This window comes from Kribbella antibiotica (genome assembly GCF_004349055.1).
GTDB lineage: Bacteria > Actinomycetota > Actinomycetes > Propionibacteriales > Kribbellaceae > Kribbella > Kribbella antibiotica.
In genome coordinates, this window is the sequence record NZ_SMKX01000048.1 from 16,389 (window position 1) to 33,362 (window position 16,974).

15 protein-coding genes are annotated in these 16,974 nt (G+C 67.6%); 9 read left to right on the top strand and 6 right to left on the bottom strand.

Features of this window, described 5'->3' with window-relative positions; translation table 11 throughout:
* The first annotated feature begins 146 nt into the window (after positions 1-146).
* The gene (locus tag E1263_RS18230; protein WP_132168869.1) at positions 147-1,985 is read left to right on the top strand and encodes a S8 family serine peptidase; all 1,839 of its coding nucleotides are present in this window, start codon (positions 147-149) and stop codon (positions 1,983-1,985) included.
* A gap of 3 nt (positions 1,986-1,988) precedes the next feature.
* On the opposite strand, the gene E1263_RS18235 is transcribed toward E1263_RS18230, so the two are convergent.
* The gene (locus E1263_RS18235; protein ID WP_132168871.1) at positions 1,989-4,772 is read right to left on the bottom strand and encodes an ATP-binding protein; all 2,784 of its coding nucleotides are present in this window, start codon (positions 4,770-4,772) and stop codon (positions 1,989-1,991) included.
* A gap of 167 nt (positions 4,773-4,939) precedes the next feature.
* On the opposite strand from E1263_RS18235, the gene E1263_RS18240 reads away from it, so the two are divergent.
* Together E1263_RS18240 and E1263_RS18245 are read left to right on the top strand one after the other, a co-directional pair.
* Complete coding sequence (locus tag E1263_RS18240) at positions 4,940-5,563, top strand: DJ-1/PfpI family protein (RefSeq protein ID WP_132168873.1); 624 nt, start codon at positions 4,940-4,942, stop codon at positions 5,561-5,563.
* Positions 5,563-6,012, top strand: a complete 450-nt coding sequence (locus tag E1263_RS18245; RefSeq protein ID WP_132168875.1) for a MarR family winged helix-turn-helix transcriptional regulator — start codon at positions 5,563-5,565, stop codon at positions 6,010-6,012. Before E1263_RS18240 ends, E1263_RS18245 begins: the two co-directional genes overlap by 1 nt.
* A 14-nt stretch (positions 6,013-6,026) precedes the next feature.
* Here E1263_RS18245 and E1263_RS18250 read toward each other — a convergent pair whose 3' ends face one another.
* Both E1263_RS18250 and E1263_RS18255 read right to left on the bottom strand, forming a co-directional pair.
* Positions 6,027-6,806 (bottom strand): SGNH/GDSL hydrolase family protein, encoded by a 780-nt coding sequence (locus E1263_RS18250; RefSeq protein WP_165956669.1) that lies wholly within the window; start codon positions 6,804-6,806, stop codon positions 6,027-6,029.
* On the bottom strand, positions 6,803-8,080 hold the full coding sequence (locus E1263_RS18255; protein WP_165956670.1) for an alpha/beta hydrolase-fold protein: 1,278 nt from the start codon (positions 8,078-8,080) through the stop codon (positions 6,803-6,805). The genes E1263_RS18250 and E1263_RS18255 overlap by 4 nt, the downstream gene beginning before the upstream one ends.
* Before the next feature lie 107 nt (positions 8,081-8,187).
* On the opposite strand from E1263_RS18255, the gene E1263_RS18260 reads away from it, so the two are divergent.
* Entirely contained in the window at positions 8,188-8,793 is a 606-nt protein-coding gene (locus tag E1263_RS18260) for a VOC family protein (RefSeq protein WP_132168881.1), read from the top strand.
* Here the strand turns inward: E1263_RS18260 and E1263_RS18265 are convergent.
* Together E1263_RS18265 and E1263_RS18270 are read right to left on the bottom strand one after the other, a co-directional pair.
* Complete coding sequence (locus E1263_RS18265) at positions 8,790-9,872, bottom strand: hypothetical protein (RefSeq protein WP_132168883.1); 1,083 nt, start codon at positions 9,870-9,872, stop codon at positions 8,790-8,792. The genes E1263_RS18260 and E1263_RS18265 overlap by 4 nt on opposite strands.
* Positions 9,869-10,372: a SigE family RNA polymerase sigma factor gene (locus E1263_RS18270; RefSeq protein ID WP_132168885.1), complete on the bottom strand. Its 504-nt coding sequence runs from the start codon at positions 10,370-10,372 to the stop codon at positions 9,869-9,871. Before E1263_RS18270 ends, E1263_RS18265 begins: the two co-directional genes overlap by 4 nt.
* A gap of 245 nt (positions 10,373-10,617) precedes the next feature.
* On the opposite strand from E1263_RS18270, the gene E1263_RS18275 reads away from it, so the two are divergent.
* The 5 genes from E1263_RS18275 (at position 10,618) to E1263_RS18295 (ending at position 16,465) form a co-directional block, all read left to right on the top strand.
* A complete protein-coding gene (locus tag E1263_RS18275; RefSeq protein WP_132168887.1) occupies positions 10,618-11,448 on the top strand; it encodes an MIP/aquaporin family protein in 831 nt (276 codons plus the stop codon).
* A gap of 66 nt (positions 11,449-11,514) precedes the next feature.
* On the top strand, positions 11,515-13,032 hold the full coding sequence (glpK, locus tag E1263_RS18280) for a glycerol kinase GlpK (protein WP_132168889.1): 1,518 nt from the start codon (positions 11,515-11,517) through the stop codon (positions 13,030-13,032).
* A 44-nt stretch (positions 13,033-13,076) separates the two neighbouring features.
* A complete protein-coding gene (locus E1263_RS18285; protein ID WP_238161314.1) occupies positions 13,077-14,789 on the top strand; it encodes a glycerol-3-phosphate dehydrogenase/oxidase in 1,713 nt (570 codons plus the stop codon).
* Between the two features lie 24 nt (positions 14,790-14,813).
* Entirely contained in the window at positions 14,814-15,626 is an 813-nt protein-coding gene (locus E1263_RS18290) for a GNAT family N-acetyltransferase (protein WP_132168891.1), read from the top strand.
* Between the two features lie 38 nt (positions 15,627-15,664).
* Positions 15,665-16,465, top strand: coding sequence for a GNAT family N-acetyltransferase (locus E1263_RS18295; RefSeq protein WP_132168893.1), 801 nt, complete (start codon positions 15,665-15,667; stop codon positions 16,463-16,465).
* A 3-nt stretch (positions 16,466-16,468) separates the two neighbouring features.
* On the opposite strand, the gene E1263_RS18300 is transcribed toward E1263_RS18295, so the two are convergent.
* A complete protein-coding gene (locus E1263_RS18300; RefSeq protein WP_132168895.1) occupies positions 16,469-16,852 on the bottom strand; it encodes a hypothetical protein in 384 nt (127 codons plus the stop codon).
* Positions 16,853-16,974: the final 122 nt, after the last annotated feature.

Below are 16,974 nucleotides of genomic sequence, written 5' to 3' on the forward strand. Positions count from 1 at the left end.
CAGTTGCGGCACACCGAACAATCCGCAACCGGATAGGTAGGTCTACGCATCTATTGGTACCTATCCCACTACGGATTGTTCTGCCGGTGGCCTGCCTCGACAGTTGCTGCAGGCCGCGCCGCCTCGCCGGCCAGAAGGAGATCCTGATGCCATATCTCGCACTGGGACGGCTGGCTGCCGTCCTGACCACGGCCACCCTGGCCCTTGCCGTGACCGGAGCCGGGGTGGTCCAGGCCGCGCCGACCGGCACGGTTCTGAATGCCGGTGCGCCGGACACCGTCCCCGGCCTCTACATCGTCGGGTTGCATGGAGGTACGTCGCTGGCGCCTTCCGCGCTCTCGACGGTCAGCGCGGAGGCCGACGTACTGGCTGACCGGTACGACGGCAAAATCCGCAACGTGTACTCGGCCGCCCTGCGTGGCTTCGCGGTGAAGTTGTCCGACGGGCAGGCGCGACGGCTCGCGGCGGACCCGAAGGTCGACTTCGTGCAGCAGTCGCTGTGGGTGCACCGGGCCGATGCCAAGGGCAACGCCTTCGGTGCCAGCGTTGTTCGCAGTCTTGCGAAGGCCGCGGCGGGGGAGCAGCCGAACCCGCCGTCGTGGGGACTGGACCGCATCGACGGGGTCAAGGACAGCGTCTACAAGTACCCGAACACCGGCACCGGCGTCACCGTCTACAACACCGACTCCGAGCTGAACACCGACCATGTCTCGTTCGAGGGCCGGGCCAAGTCCGGCTACGACTTCGTCGACGAGGACGCCAACGTCAACGAGTGCAAGAACCCGACCGACCAGGGCCACGGCAGCCACACCGCCGGTACGTCGAGCAGCGAGACCTACGGCGTGGCCAAGGACGTGACCGTGATCGGCGTCAAGGTGCTCGGCTGTGATGGGAACGCCCCTGACGCGGACTCCATCCAGGGCGTCGACTGGGTCACCCAGAACGCGGTGAAGCCGGCCGTCGCCAACGCGAGCTGGACCTCCGGCGGCGCCAACGCCGACCCCGAAGGCATCAACCGCGCCGTCAAGGCCTCGATCGCATCGGGTGTCGTCTGGGCAGTTGCCGCTGGCAACGACAACGGCGGCAGCGCCTGTACGCCGAGCCCGGCGAAGGTGCCCGAGGCAATCACCGTCGCGTCGACGGACTCCAACGACAGCCGCTCCAGCTTCTCCAACATCGGCTCCTGCGTGGACATCTTCGCGCCGGGCGGCAACATCACCTCGGCCAGCAACTCCAGCAACAACGGCAGTAAAGGCATGTCCGGTACGTCGATGGCCGCGCCGCACGTGACCGGCGCAGCCGCGCTGTACCTGTCGGCGAACCCGAGCGCGACCCCGCAGCAGGTCCGGGACGCGCTGGTGAACATGGCGCAGGAAGGCAAGGTGACGAATGCCGGGGCCGGTTCGCCGAACAAGCTTCTGGATGTCAGCAAGATCGGTGGCGGTCAGCCGGGCGGCCCGACCGCATCGTTCAGCGCGAATTGCGCCAGCTCGCTGACGTGCTCGTTCGACGGATCGGCCTCCTCACCGTCGATCGCGTCGTACGCGTGGGACTTCGGTGACAGCCAGACCGGCACCGGTGCTACGCCGTCGCACACCTACGGCTCGGCCGGCGCCTACACGGTGAAGCTGACGGTGACCGACACCGCGGGCAAGACCGGTAGCACGACCAAGCAGGTGCAGGCCGGTGCACCGCCCGCGGGCAAGCCTCCGGTCGCGTCGTTCACGGTGCAGTGCCAGTGGGCTGTGTGCAGCTTCAACGGCAGCGGCTCAACCGATCCGGACAACGACATCGCGTCGTACGCGTGGACCTTCGGTGACGGCAAGACGGGCACCGGAGCCACCGCGTCGAACACCTACGGCAACGCCCAGAAGACCTACACGGCGGAGTTGAAGGTGACTGACCGGGCAGGTCTGAGCAACACCACCACCAAGCAGATCCAGTGCTGGGCGGTGGGTGCTCAGGGCTTCTGCTTCAGCCAGTAGCCCTCACCCGGTAGCACGGCCGAGCTCGGCGCGGGAGACCGCGCCGAGCTTGCGCAGTACCTTCGCGACATGTTGCTCGACAGTCCGCGGTGACAGGAACAGCACCTCGGCGATCTCGCGGTTGGTGAGGCCCTGCGAGACCAGCCGGGCGACATCCTGCTCGCGAGGTGACAGCTCCAGCCCATAGCCGCGGCGTCCGCGCCGCGACTGAGCTGGTGTGCCGCGCGAGCGCAGGTCGTGGCGGCAGCGCGCAGCGTCACGCGTCGCCCCCAGTACGTCGTACCAGTCGGCCAGCGCGGGTAGATCCTGCGTACCGGCCCGCTCCGCGGCCTGGGCGGCCAGGTAGGTCGCATCCAGGGCGCGGTATGCGGTCTCGGCGGCTCGAAAATGCGGCTCTGGGTCTTCGCTGAGCTCACCGCGGCAGAACGAGAGCGCGGCGTGCGCGAGCGGCGCATCCCGGCCGGCGATCCCGTCGGCGAACTCCTCGATGAGTGCTGCGGCCTCGTGCGGGCGACCGGTCGCAATGAAAGTACTCACCGCGATCGGGGCGAGATCGGCCGCCCAGATCCAGATCCCTTTGTGCCGGACCAGCTGCAGCCCGCGCTCGACGATCGCCGAAGCGGCAGGCAGGTCGTCCTGGGCCAGCCACATCCGTGCCAGCCCGGCGAACCCGCCGATCGCGATCGGCGTCATCGAGTCTTGTGGACTGTGTACGCCGGTCTGGCCGAGGTGCTCGGCGGCGGCGGGCCACTCACCCCGGGCGATCGCGAGGAACCCGAGGACCAGTGACAGTTCGCTTGCCACCGGCAACAAATCCCGGTACTCGCCGAGCAGCCGGGTGGCGCGCTCGGCCAATCCTGCCCACCGGCCCGTGTACCAGTCGAGCCGGACCTCGGTGGAGCGCGCCGTACTGACGACGAACGGGCTGCCGGCCTCGGCCGCCAGCCGCACCCCGCTGGTCAAGAATTCGCGGGCCTTGTCGAAATGACCGGTCGTCGTACAGGAGTCGCTCAGGTTGCAGCGGGCGCGGGCGAGCTGGCGCCGCTCGGCCTGTGACTCGACAGCGGTGGGGAGTGCGGACACGGCGGACAGTACGGCGGGATCGCCGATCGCCAGGCGGGAGCCGAGCACGTTGGCCAGCAGGGACAATCGGATCTCGAGGCTGTCGCACACGCCGACGTACTGCTCGACACGCTCCAGCCAGGGCAACTGCTCGGCGACAGGGGTGTCGCCGATGTACGTCGTTCCGAGCAGGGCGGCGGCGCGGGCGGCCAGATCGGGGCGTTCGGTGAGCTCATCGATGGCCTGCCTGATCGTCATCCGCGCCTCGGCGATGCGGCCGCTCTGGCGGACCATGAGCCGGCCGAGCAACAGCCGGACCTCACCGCGGGCGGCAGTGGACAGGCGCTGGTCGCTGAGGACGCGGTCGAGGGTCGCGACCGGGTCGTGCTGGTCGAGACCGGCGTACGCGACCGATCCGAGCTTGGTGGCGAGCCGGTCGACCTCGCTGGTCGGCAGGTCGGGCTCGGCGAGCAGTCGCTGAAGCAGGCCCGTCGCCACGGCCGGGTCGCCGACTTCGGTAGCGCGGTCGGCGGCATCCTCGCCGTACCGGAGCCAGTCGGTACGGCGGCCCGCCCGGCGGCTGTGCTCAGCCAGCTGCACGAGTGGCGGCGGCTCAGCCCCGCGAAGCGCGTCGATGGCGCTCAGATGGAGCTGGCGGCGGGCCGGTCCTTCCAGCGAGTCGTAGACAGCCTGCTGCGCCAGGACATGGCGGAAGCCGTACTGATTCGGCCGGGTCTCATGCAGGACGCCAGCGCGGGCGAGCTGGATGAGCGCAAGCTCGGCCTGCTCCGCGTCGATGCCGGCCACGACGGACAACTGCTCGACGCCAGCCGGTACGCCGAGGACCGCGGCCGCATGGACGACCCGGTGCGCGAGGTCGGGCAGCCCGGCGAGGCGGTCGGCGAACGCGTCGCGCAGCAGCACCGGGACCTCGACCTCATCAGGAAGCCGACCGGCCGTGCCGTGCAGCGAACGCAACAGCTCCTCGACGACGAATGGGATGCCGGCCGTCCGCTCGTGCAGGCGGTCGGCGAACTCGGCGCTGACCGGCTCATGCTCGAGGATCGATGCCGCGAGGACCCGGACGGCGTCGACATCGAGCGGGCGCAACTGCAGCAGGATCCCGGCGACATGGTCAGGCGGCCGGTACGCCGTACCGAGGGGGAGATGGCCAGCCAGATCCTCGCGGCGGTACGTGATCACGACCGAGAGATTGGTCGGCGGGTCGGCCATCAGGAAGCGCAGCAATTGGCGGGTGCCGTCATCGGCCCACTGCAGGTCCTCGACGACCAGGACAGCCGGGCCGATCGCGGCGAGCACCTCGCGGGTCGCGCGCAGCGTGCGGTGCCGCTCGGCGTGCGGGTCGCCGATGGGCTCGGGCTGCGGCGGCAGTACGTCGGCCAGCTCGGGCAGAAGTGGGCGGAGCGCCCCGGCGACTGGGCTGATCGTGTGGAGCTTGGTCCCGGCCAGCGACCGCAGTGCTTCGATCACAGCGCCGTACGGGAAGGGTTCGCGCAGGTGCTGGCAGTGGCCGACCAGAACCTTGAGTTGGGCCAGCTTCGGATGGGCGAGCAACTCGTCCACCAGGCGCGTCTTGCCGATCCCGGCCTCGCCCTCGATCATCACGACCGTCGAACGCCGCGGCACGGTCGAGACGAGAACCTGCAGCTCTTCGCTGCGGCCCACCAGAACGGGGGAGCTCGTGCGCAGCAGATTGCGGGGCATGGTCACTCCCTCAGGGCGGTGGGGTCGTGTCCCCAGGACCCTAGTTCGTGACCGACCGTCGCGGAAGGACCTCAGTCGGTGAGCTTGCGCTGCGGCGGTGGTCCTCCATCAGCAGACCGCCTTCCGAATCGATTGACAAGAGGTTGTCAAAATGACAAGATGTTGTCATGTCGATCACTGAGAACCTCACCGTGCACCTCGCCGTCTACGACACCCTGGCCGACTGGGAGGTCGGCTTTGTCAGTGCTCACATCAACAACGGGCTTTGGCATCAGGCGCCGGGTCGCTTCAAGATGCAGACCGTCAGCGCGGCGCTCGAGCCAGTGACCACGATGGGCGGGTTGCGGGTGCTTCCGGACTCGTTACTCGCCGAGCTGCGGCCTGAGGACAGTGCGATGCTGATCCTGCCTGGCAACGACCTCTGGCCGACCGAGGCATATGCGCCGTACGTCGAGAAGGCGCGTGAGTTCCTGGATGCCGGCGTACCGGTCGCGGCGATCTGCGGTGCGACCGGGGCGCTGGCGCTGGCCGGGTTGCTGGATGATCGCGAGCACACGAGCAGCGCAGCCGCGTTCCTGGACAGCCTCGGCTACCAGGGTGGGCACTTGTACAAGGAGGAGCGGGCGGTGACTGATCGGGGTCTGATCACCGCCGGTGCTCAGGCGCCGGTCGAGTTCGCGCGAGCGATCTTCGCGGAGCTGGAGATCTACAAGGCACCGGTGCTCGACTCCTTGTACAAGCTGTACGGCGACCAGGACCCGGCGGGCTTCTACGAACTGATGTCTGTCTGATGCATGCGCGCGATCAAGAGCTGCTCAGCAGCGCCGCGTTGACGGCGTTCAAGCTGAACGGCCAGTTCCTCGAGCTGGCCGAGCACCTGGCTCGGCCAGCCGGAGTGACCGCCACGTGGTGGCAGGTACTCGGCGCCGTCCTCGGATCGCCACAGTCGGTTTCGGCGATCGCCCGGGAGATGGGCATCACTCGCCAGGCCGTGCAGCGTACGGCGGATGTCCTGGCCGAGCGCGGTCTCGCGGAGTACCACGACAATCCGGCCCACCGTCGGGCCAAGCTGGTGGCTGTCACTCCGGAGGGGCGGGCGGCGATCAGCGCCATCAACCCACACCATGCCGAGCACGCGGCCGAACTCGCCGCCGTGATGGGCGCAGATCAGCTGGCCGAAGCGGTCGCGGCGCTCCGAAAGCTGTCAGAGGCGCTGGACGCGCTGGACCTGTCGGACTGACCTCCGCGACAGCCTCAGCCGGTGAGCTTGCGCTGCGGTGGTGTGGCCTTGAGCAACAAGTCGGCGATCAGGGCATGGCCGGCGGCGTTCGGGTGGTCGCCGTCGGCGGCCAGCAGCTTGGTGACATCGGGCGCGGCCTCGAACGGCGCATACAGATCCACGTACGTCGCGTGGGCGGCCTGCGCGACGTTGGCGATCACCTCGTTGGCCGCCTTGGTCAGCGCCTGGGTCGCGTCCACGCCCTCGAGCGGGTACTCATCGCGGGCGACTTGGCCGTCCTTGAAGACGTTCCAGTAGCCGGTGACCAGGACCTCTGGGGTCCGATGGGTGTCGAGCGCGGTGATTCGGTCGAGGATCTGGCGCAGATTCGTGCTCAGTCCGGCCAGCTCCTCGGACACGCACTCCGTCGTACAGGTGCCTGCGGTGACGTCGTCCTCGTGCCCGGCGAAGTCGTTGGCGCCGATCGTGAGCAGGACGTAGTCGGCGTCGGTCGCGGCCTGGGCCATCGGGGAGCCGGATTCGTCCAGATCGTCGAGCAGACCGCCGGAGTCGATCCCGCCGACGCCGAAGTTGTGCACGGTCACCCCGGAGCCGGTCTGGGCGGCCAGTTGGTCGCCGTACGCGGCAGGGAAGGCGTCGCAATAGCAGTGAAAGCCCGACGTCACCGAGTCGCCGAGGGCCAGGACACTCAGGTTCCCGGCCGGGACGGCGACGACGGCAGGCTTGGCGTCCGCTGCGGCGGTCAGGGTGACCAGCACGAGCGTGACGAGGGAGATCAGGATTCTGCGCGTCACGCGGGCCTGTGGCGCGATGGAGTGATGTGGCCGACCAGCCACGGGAACGACTTGGCGAACGCCGGACCGGCGAACTGCCAGACATGGGAACCGGGCGAGACCGTGACGGTCGAGGCAATGCCGACCTTGGCGGCCGCCTTCGACAGCATGTGCGCCTCACGCTGGTGCGTCTTCTCGGCGGTGCTCGTCAAAAACATGCCGCTGACGCCGGTGTACTTCCCGTGCGCCTGCATCACCTTCAACGGCTCATTGGCCTGTTCCAATGCCACATCGCCACCGTACAACTGGACCAAAGTGTCGTGGTCGTCGCCACTGTTCGGCTCCAGATCACCGGAGATGTCGACGAAGTGGGTGAACACATCCGGGTGCTCGACCACGAGATCGATCGCGCAGGTCCCGCCCATCGAGAAACCGGCGACCGCCCATTGGGCCGGGTTCTTGGACGCGCCGAACGTGTTCTCGATGTACTGCGGGATGTCGCGCGCCAGGTGCGTCGCGGCGTTTCCGCGCGGGCCGTCAACGCACTCGGTGTCGTTGTCGAAGCTGGCGGTGGCGTCCACGAATACCAGTATGGGCGCATAGCCGTGGTGCTGGTGGGCGTACGCGTCGGCCGTGTTGACCGCGTTCCCCAGTCGTACCCAGTCCGCAGGCGCTCCCCGCTCGCCGCCGATCACCTCGACCACCGGCAGCGCCGGGTGGTGCTTCGCGCTGCGGAACCACACCGGCGGCAGGTAGACCAGCTCGGCGCGGTGGTCGAACCCGCTGTACGTCGACGGGATGTTGACCGACACGAGTTTGCCGACCTTCGGCAGCGTGTGACCGCCCGAATCGTGCGCGAGCCCAGTCATCGAAACCTGCCCGGGCAGCGGCGCATCGGTGAAGTCGTTCAGCGCCGAGTCGACCGTCGGGTAGTAGCCGACGAACTGGTTGACCTGGTTCGCGCACACCAGCGACGCCATGCCGATCGCGAGCACCGCGACCCCACGCCGCCACCACTGCGCACTGCGCCAGCCCGCGATCAGCACGACGAGCGCCGTCAGCCCGACCCCGAGCCACAGCCACACCCCAAACGGCAGCGGGTCGGTGATCCCGGCCAGCGCGGCTCCGGGGTACGACGCCAGCAAGGCCCCGACCGCGGAAAGCCCGATCACCAGGGGCAGAATCCGCACCCGCCAGCGCCGGTCCCGCCAGCCGATCGCTGCGATCAGCAACCCGACCGCGATGACCTCCAGCGTCGCCGGAAACCACCCACCCAGCAGCGAGATCCCGTTCATGCCCAGCCCCCTCACGATTGGCGTCCCCATTTGATGTGCACTGTCTGGACGCCGATCTGGTCACAGAGGTTGGCACCGAACATTGCGAACGCTTTACGGTCTGACCCATGACCGACTCGCTGCTCGATCATCTCGTCTACGCCACGCCCGACCTGCTCGCCACCGTCGACCGGTTCGCCGAAGCCACCGGGATACGTCCGGTCGAAGGTGGCCGCCACGAGGCGTGGGGTACGCGGAACTACCTCGTCGGGCTGGGCGGTACGACGTACCTGGAGTTCATCGGACCGGACCCGGAGGCGTCCGAGGTGTCACTGTTCGACGTCAGCCGCGAGCAGCTTCTGACCTGGGCAATCCATCCCACGGACCTCGAGTCCGCCCTGGCTGCGGCGCGCGCGGCCGGCGCCGACCTGGGCGAGATCTTCCCGGGCTCGCGGACGACCCCAGCCGGTGAACTCCTCAGCTGGCGAGTGACTGGCGCCAATCCCAGGCCCTACGAGGGTGTCGTCCCCTTCCTGATCGACTGGGCCGACAGTCCGCATCCCGCTCTGTCATTACCGGTCGCCGAGCTCGTCGATTTCCAAGGCACCCACCCGCAACCCGCCGAGGTCCAGACCATCCTCCAAGCCCTCGGCGCCGAGCTGACGGTCGTCGAAGGCCCACCCGCCCTGGCTGCATCGGTCCGCGGTCCGGCCGGCACGTTCCACCTGAGCTAGTTGGAGGGGAACACGAGCTGATCTCCACCCGGAGCAACATCACGCTGACTCACCTCGCACGCGATGTCGCCTGCGGTCCGGACTGTGCAGGTGACCAAGTCTGTTGGGCGACTCGCCGCAGTGGCGACGAACGTGGTTTCCGACAGCCAGTGACCGAAGATGCGCGGCTGGGAGCCAGTGACGTCGCGGTGCTCGGTCGATCTGTTGTAGACCTGCAGGGCCTGATTGCCGTCGCTGATGACCAGGTACCGGCCCTCGGGTGAGACCTCGGCGGCAACATCGAACTGGCTGCCACTGAGTTCTTGCACCTGGCTACCGCTGCCGCCGAGGTCGGTGAGCCAGATGACGGGCTTGCTTGTTGGCAGGTCACCGGAGCCTATTGAGACCATCTGGTCGCCGCGGATGGTGAGGGCCTGTTTCGTGAAGCCCGCTTGCCTGATGGTGCGTCTGCTTCCAGTGCTGAGGTCGATCCGGAGCAGGGATCCCTGCTCCTGGACATAGGCGTAACCGCCGTCGAGTGCGACGAGACGGTCGCGGTCGGGCTCCTCGATGTGATCGATTCGGACCACCTCGTCGCCGGTCCGGAGGTTCTTGACGATCGTGCGGTAGCCGTTCGGCGTGGGTTCCACCCAGCCGGCCGTCTCGCCGGCTGCGAGCACGGTGGATCCTGGCGCGATCGTGGCGACCGTTCGGACGGATCGGCCATCGGCGAGTTGTAGCGAGCGTGAGCCTGCCTTGGTGAAAAGAACACCGACGTCGGTGAGGAGCAGGCTCTGGATGGCCCTTCCGCCGGTCTCGATCGTGGTGCTGCCGTAGTGGATCGTGCCGCTGACGGCGTAGGTGGTCTTTCGATCGGTGAAGGCATGCAGGGGAGCGGCGGGCTCGACCGCGTGCGGACGGAGCACAGTGAGGCCCGTTGCGATGACGGCGGCCGCCATGAGCGTCGTACCGAGGATCTTGGCGGCTCGGCGGCGGCGGAGGCGGCGGGTGCCGGTGGTGACGATGGCGTCCAGGTCCAGCGGGGGCGGCTCGGTTTCGGTGGCGCGGGTGGTGAAGGTTTCTTTGAGGATGTCTGTCATCGGCCGGCTCCAGCCTTGTCCAGGGGCAGTACGTCGTCGCCCAGGCGGGCACGGAGTTTCGACAGCGCGATCGACACCTGGCTCTTCACGGTGCCGACGGCGCAGTTGAGGACTTCGGCGGTTTGGACCTCGGTGAGGTCTTCGTAGTACCGCAGGACCAGGGCGGCGCGCTGGCGGGGCGGCAGCTGGAGGAGTTCGTTCCAGAGCCACAGGCGGGTGCTGGAGTCCTGGGTGGGGGCGATGCCTTCGGGCAGGTCGTCGTACGGGCGTTCGTGGTACGACTTGCGGCGCCACCAGTTGATGGCGGTGTTGGTGATGACTTTGCGGGTGTAGGCCTCGGCGGCGTTCGGGTCGCGCAGGCGGCGCCAGGCGACGTAGGTCTTGATGAGCGCTTCCTGGACCAGGTCGTCGGCCAGGCCGCGTTCGCCGACCAGCAGGTAGGCATAGCGGTAGAGGGCTCCGTGCCGCCCGCGAGCGAACTCGGCGAACTCCTCGCCCATCGGGCTCCTTCCGTCAAGGCCTCGTTGTTGTTCGCCTTGACGGACTGGACCTGGCAAATGGTTGCATCAGGCGGAAATCATCGCTGTGAGTCGTGGCGGGGTTACCGTGTGTCGCAGACCAGTTGGCAGCTGGTCCCGTTCGACAATGTCGAACGGTAGGCGTTGTGGTAGCCGCCGCATGCTCCTAGATTCCAGCCAGCCGTGGTCGTCACGGCGGTCTTGTAAGGGAAGGGAGGCCAGCCGGTATGGCTACGACCGAAGCGGTCAAAGCGAAAACCCTTCTGGGGGAGTGTTCTGCCGAGCTCGCAGGCACGTTCATCCTGATCCTGTTCGGCTGCGGTGTGGTGGCGCAGGTGGTGGCCGGAGGGATCGGCGACCACGACTCGATCGCGTGGGCGTGGGGACTCGGTGTGACACTGGGCATCTACGTGGCGGGCCGGATGACCGGCGCGCACCTGAACCCGGCGGTGACGATCGCCCTGGCGGCGTTCCGCGGATTCAGCTGGAAGAAGGTGCTGCCGTACGCGGTGGCACAGTTCCTCGGAGCGTTCCTGGCGGCGCTCGTGGTTCGGTGGAACTACACCGAGGCACTGAACAAGGTCGACCCCGGTCTGACCATCAAGACCCAGGGCGTGTTCTCCACGCTCCCGGGCAACGGCAGCATGGATCTCGGCGTCGACATGTGGGGCGGCTTCCGGGACCAGATCATCGGTACGGCGATCCTGATGTTCGTGATCCTGGCGATCACCGACATGCGCAACACGGCCCCGGCGGCCAACCTCGCACCGTTCGTCGTGGGCCTCCTGGTGGTGGCCATCGGAATGGCGTGGGGAACCAACGCGGGCTACGCGATCAACCCGGCCCGTGACTTCGGACCGCGGTTGGCGTCGTTCTTCACCGGGTACGGGGGAGCGTTCAAGGATCAGTTCGGGGACGTCTATTTCTGGGTGCCGATCGTGGCACCGATCATCGGCGCCCTGGTCGGCGCGTTCCTCTACGACCTGCTGGTCGGGCGCAACCTGCCGATCGCGGACGAAGAAGAAGAGCCGGGACGCATTCCTGAGGAAGCTGCATGAGCGAGCGCAGCGAGCGAACCAGAAAGCACAGCCATCTAATCATCATTCGTGAGGAAGGGACCTTCCATGGCTGACTTCGTCGGTGCTGTCGATCAGGGCACCACGAGCACCCGCTTCATGATCTTCGACCACTCCGGCAACGAGGTGGGCAAGCACCAGCTCGAGCACGAGCAGATCCTGCCGCAGGCCGGCTGGGTGGAGCACAACCCGACCGAGATCTGGGAGCGGACCAGCTCGGTGATCCAGACCGCGCTGAACAAGAACGGGCTGCATGCCAGCGACCTGGCGGCGCTCGGCATCACCAACCAGCGCGAGACGGCCGTGGTCTGGAACCGCAAGACCGGCCGCCCGTACTACAACGCGATCGTCTGGCAGGACACCCGCACCGACCGGATCGCCTCCGCCCTGGAGCGCGAAGGCAAGGGTGACATCATCCGGCAGAAGGCCGGCCTGCCGCCGGCGACGTACTTCTCGGCCGGCAAGGTGCAGTGGATCCTGGAGAACGTCGACGGCGTCCGCGCCGCGGCCGAGGCCGGGGACGCGATCTTCGGCAACACCGACAGCTGGCTGCTGTGGAACCTGACCGGCGGCGTCAACGGTGGCGTGCACATCACCGACGTCACCAACGCCAGCCGCACCATGCTGATGAACCTCGAGACCCTCGACTGGGACGACGAGCTGATCGGCTTCTTCAACATCCCGCGGCAGATGCTGCCCGAGATCCGGCCGTCGTCGGACCCGAACAAGTACGGCGAGACGCTCGTGAACGGCCCGCTCGGTGGCGTGGTCGCGTTGACGGGCGACCTCGGCGACCAGCAGGCCGCGACCGTCGGCCAGGTCTGCTTCAACCCGGGCGAGGCCAAGAACACCTACGGCACCGGCAACTTCATGCTGCTGAACACCGGTACCGAGCTGGTCCGGTCGAAGGCCGGTCTGCTCAGCACGATGTGCTACCAGTTCGGCGACGAGGCTCCGGTCTATGCGCTGGAGGGTTCCATCGCGGTGACCGGGTCGGCAGTGCAGTGGCTGCGCGACCAGCTCGGCATCATCTCCGGTGCGAGCGAGATCGAGAACCTGGCCCGGACGGTCCCGGACAACGGTGGCGTGTACTTCGTCCCCGCGTTCTCCGGCCTGTTCGCGCCGTACTGGCGCTCCGACGCCCGCGGCGCGATCGTCGGGCTGTCGCGGTTCAACACCAACGCTCACCTGGCGCGCGCAACACTGGAAGCGATCTGCTACCAGAGCAAGGACGTCACGGACGCGATGGAGAAGGACTCCGGTGTGAAGCTGGACGTGCTGAAGGTCGACGGCGGTGTCACGGCCAACGAGCTGGCCATGCAGATGCAGGCCGACATCCTCGGCGTACCGGTGAGCAAGCCGGTCGTGGCCGAGACCACGGCCCTGGGTGCGGCCTACGCGGCCGGACTCGCGGTCGGGTTCTGGAAGAACAAGGAAGAGCTCGTCCAGAACTGGAACGAGGACAAGCGCTGGGAACCCCAGTGGAACGACGAGCAGCGCAGTAAGGGGTACGCGGGCTGGCAGAAGGCCGTCTCGCGCACGCTTGACTGGGTCGACGTCGACTAAGTACTGAAACACACGCACGGGAACACGGAAGAAGGGGCAGCACAGTGGCGGTAGTAGCTCTGTCACCGCAAGCAAGGGCCGACGCGATCGACGCGATGGCCGACGGACGAGAGCTGGACGTCCTGGTGGTCGGTGGCGGGGTGGTCGGCACCGGCTCGGCACTCGATGCCGCAACCCGGGGCCTGACCACCGGACTGCTGGAGGCGCGCGACTTCGCGAGCGGTACCTCCAGCCGTTCCAGCAAGCTGATCCACGGCGGTCTGCGCTACCTGGAGATGCTCGACTTCCGACTGGTGCACGAGGCGTTGCAGGAGCGCGGCCTGCTCCTGCAACGCCTGGCACCGCACCTGGTCAAGCCGGTGCCGTTCCTCTACCCGCTCCAGCACCGCTGGTGGGAGCGGTTCTACGCCGGCGCCGGCGTCGCCCTGTACGACGCCATGGCGCTCAGCTCCGGTCTCGGCGCCGGACTGCCGATCCACAAGCACCTGACGCGCCGCGGTGCGATGCGACTCGTGCCGTCGCTGAAGAAGTCGGCGCTCGTCGGCGCCCTCATGTACTACGACGCTCAGGTCGACGACGCGCGCCACACGATGGAGCTCGCGCGGACAGCAGCGTCGTACGGCGCTCATGTCGCGAACCGCGTCAAGGTCACCGGCTTCCTGCGCCAAGGTGAGCGAGTCACCGGTGTGAAGGCCAAGGACCTGGAGAGCGGGCGCGAGTTCGAGGTCCGGGCCAAGCAGGTCGTCAACGCGACCGGCGTCTGGACCGATGACACCCAAGGCATGGTCGGCGAGCGCGGGCAATATCACGTGCGCGCCTCGAAGGGCATTCACCTGGTCGTGCCGAAGGACCGCATCCAGTCCACCGCCGGGATGATCCTGCGCACCGAGAAGTCGGTGCTGTTCATCATTCCGTGGGGTCGGCACTGGCTGATCGGCACCACCGACACCGACTGGAACCTGGACAAGGCCCACCCGGCCGCGACCAGCAAGGACATCGAGTACCTGCTCGACCACGTCAACTCCGTGCTCGTCACGCCGCTCACCCGCGAAGACGTCGAGGGCGTGTACGCCGGACTGCGGCCGCTGCTGGCCGGTGAGTCGGAGAGCACGTCGAAGCTGTCGCGTGAACACGTCGTCGCGCACGCCGCACCCGGCCTCGTAGTGGTTGCTGGTGGCAAGTACACGACGTACCGGGTGATGGCCAAGGACGCGATCGACGCAGCCGCGGCCGCCCTGGACGGTCGGGTGCCGAAGTCGGTCACCAAGACCACGCCGCTGGTCGGCGCGGACGGCTACCACGCGATGTGGAACCAGCGGCACCTGATCGCGCAGCGCTCCGGGCTGCATGTTGCTCGGATCGAACACCTCCTCAACCGGTACGGCGCTCTGATCGACGAGGTGCTCGCGCTCGTCGCGGAGGACCCGTCGCTCGGCGAGCAGTTGCCTGGCACGCAGGACTATCTGCAGGCCGAGGTCGTCTACGGCGCAAAGGCCGAAGGCGCGCGCCACCTGGACGACGTACTGGCTCGACGGACCCGGATCTCGATCGAGGCCTGGGACCGCGGGGTCGAGGCCGCCGAGGCGGCAGCGCGACTGATGGCGCCGGTGCTCGGCTGGGACGAGAAGGCGATCGAGCGCGAGGTGTCGTTCTACCTGCGTCGCGTAGAGTCCGAACGCGCCTCGCAGGACCAGCCGGACGACGAGTCGGCCGACAAGGTTCGTCTGGAGGCACCGGACATCGTCTCCCCAGCGTGAAGTTGGGGCCAGCGTGAGGTTTGAATGGAACTGACTGAACTGATCGAGCGTTCCGATGCCGAGTTCGTGTGGGAGCTCGGCAGCAGCTCCGGGCCCGGCCCGGCGCTGCTCGGGACGACCCGGCATCGGTTCGGATCGGTCGCCGTACTGGCTGCTCCGCGGGACACGCTGTCGTTCTGGTCCCGGGCAGCCGGTTTCGGTCTCGATCGGCCGGTCGACTCGGTCGTGATCGGCGAGGTGCTGGACTACCTGCGCGACGCTGGGTGCACGACGGCGAACCTGAGCATCGCGCCGCAGTTGCAGCCGCCGGACTGGGATGCGATCTGCGTTGAGCACTCACTGACCGCCGGGCCGACCTCGATGCGGCTGACGCGGCCGGCCGAGCCGGTGAAGCCCGCGGCGACCGAGCTGCGGGTTGGGACCATCGAGTCATCGGACGCTGATGCGTGGGCTCAGCTGCAGCTCGACGTCTTCGAGATGGACGACGAGAACTTCCGGTCGATGCTGGTGGCCTACACCGACTGGCCGGGGGTGACGGCGTACGGGACCTGGGACGGCGACACCCTCGTCGGTACGGCGTCGCTGCATGTCGTGGCTGGGGTTGGGCGTTTCCTCAATGGCGCGACCAGGCCGGAGTATCGGGGTCGTGGTGGACAGTCGGCGCTGGTGGCGCAGCGGATCGCCGACGCGTTCGAGCAGGGCTGTGCGTGGGTCACCTCGGACACGGCCAAGCCTGAGCCTGGCGGACACAATTCGTCGCTGTCCAACCTTGAGCGGGCCGGATTCACCGTGCTGGCCGAGCGTGCGCACGCGGTCTGGGCATTGCCTGTTAGCTGAACGATTCTCGACTTTATTCACGGGCTAACATAAGTCGCATGGAGCTGACTGAGCGTCTGGAACGTGCCGAAGGCGAGATGATCTGGGCGCTGACACAGAGCCCGCCGGACGTGCTGGACGCGCTCGGCGTCAGCGGGCAGCGGATCGGCAAGGGCATTGTCGTTGTCCTGCGCGACGACTCGATGGACTACTGGTCGCGCGCGTCCGGATTCGGCTTCGACTGTCCGATCGACAGCGCGCTGCTCGGCGAGATCCTCGACGTCGCCCGGGCCGCCGGTGGGCACGCGCTGAACTTTCACCTCGCTCCTGAGGTGCTGCCAGCAGACTGGGTCGACCTCTGCGCCGAGCACGGCATCGTTGCCGGAGGCACCTGGGTCAAGGCGGTCCGCGAGGCCGGCCCGGTCGACGCGGTCCCGACCGACCTGCGGATCGGCATCGTCGACCCCTCGGAAGCGGCCGTGTGGGCCGCCACTCAGATCGAGGTCTTCGGCATGCCCGCTGAGCAGACCGACCTGATCACCGCCTTCGCGAGCGCTCCGGGCTGCACGCCGTACGGCGCCTGGGACGGCGACAAACTGGTCGCCACCGGGGGACTGGTCGAGGTCGGCGAGGTCGGCGAATGCGTCAGCGGTACGACGCTCCCGGCGTACCGGGGTCGTGGTGCGCAGTCGGCGATCCTGGCCCGCCGGGTATCGGACGCGTTCGCGGCCGGCTGCCGCTGGGTCGCCTCCGAAACCGGCAAGCCCGGACCGGGTGAGCACAACTCGTCCCTGGCCAACATGGAACGCGTCGGCTTCAAGATCGCCTACGACCGCACCATCTATCGCTGGACGGCGTAAACCTCACCCGACACTGACGGTGTAATGGGCGCCGTCGTCGGTGAATTCGTAGTTCCCGGCGCCGTTGATTCGCTTCGCGCCGAGATTGTCGTCGTCATCGGGCCAGTCGCCTTCCATCACCGTGAGCACCTTGCCCGCCTCGATCGGGATATCGGCAATGTCCTTGTCGTCGCCGGCGGTGAACTGAATCGAATTCATGATCACCGTGCCGTCGACCACCAGGTAGATATCGTCGGCGCCGGTGTTGTCTTCTGTCGCATGACATTTGATGCGGGTGATCTTGAGCGCCTGCGTGCCGTCGCTGGAGGCCTGCGCCACCACCGGAGCGAGCCCGAGCGAGCTTGCACCGATCGCTACCGCCGCCAGCACCCGAATGATTGAAGACATTTCATTTCCTCCCGAGTTGATGTCTGATGCCCGGGACATTAGGCGCGCACTATATCAAGCGTTTGAAAGCCAGGTCACAATCAACGCTCTACGATCACGCTGGAAAGGCTTGCAATCCTGAC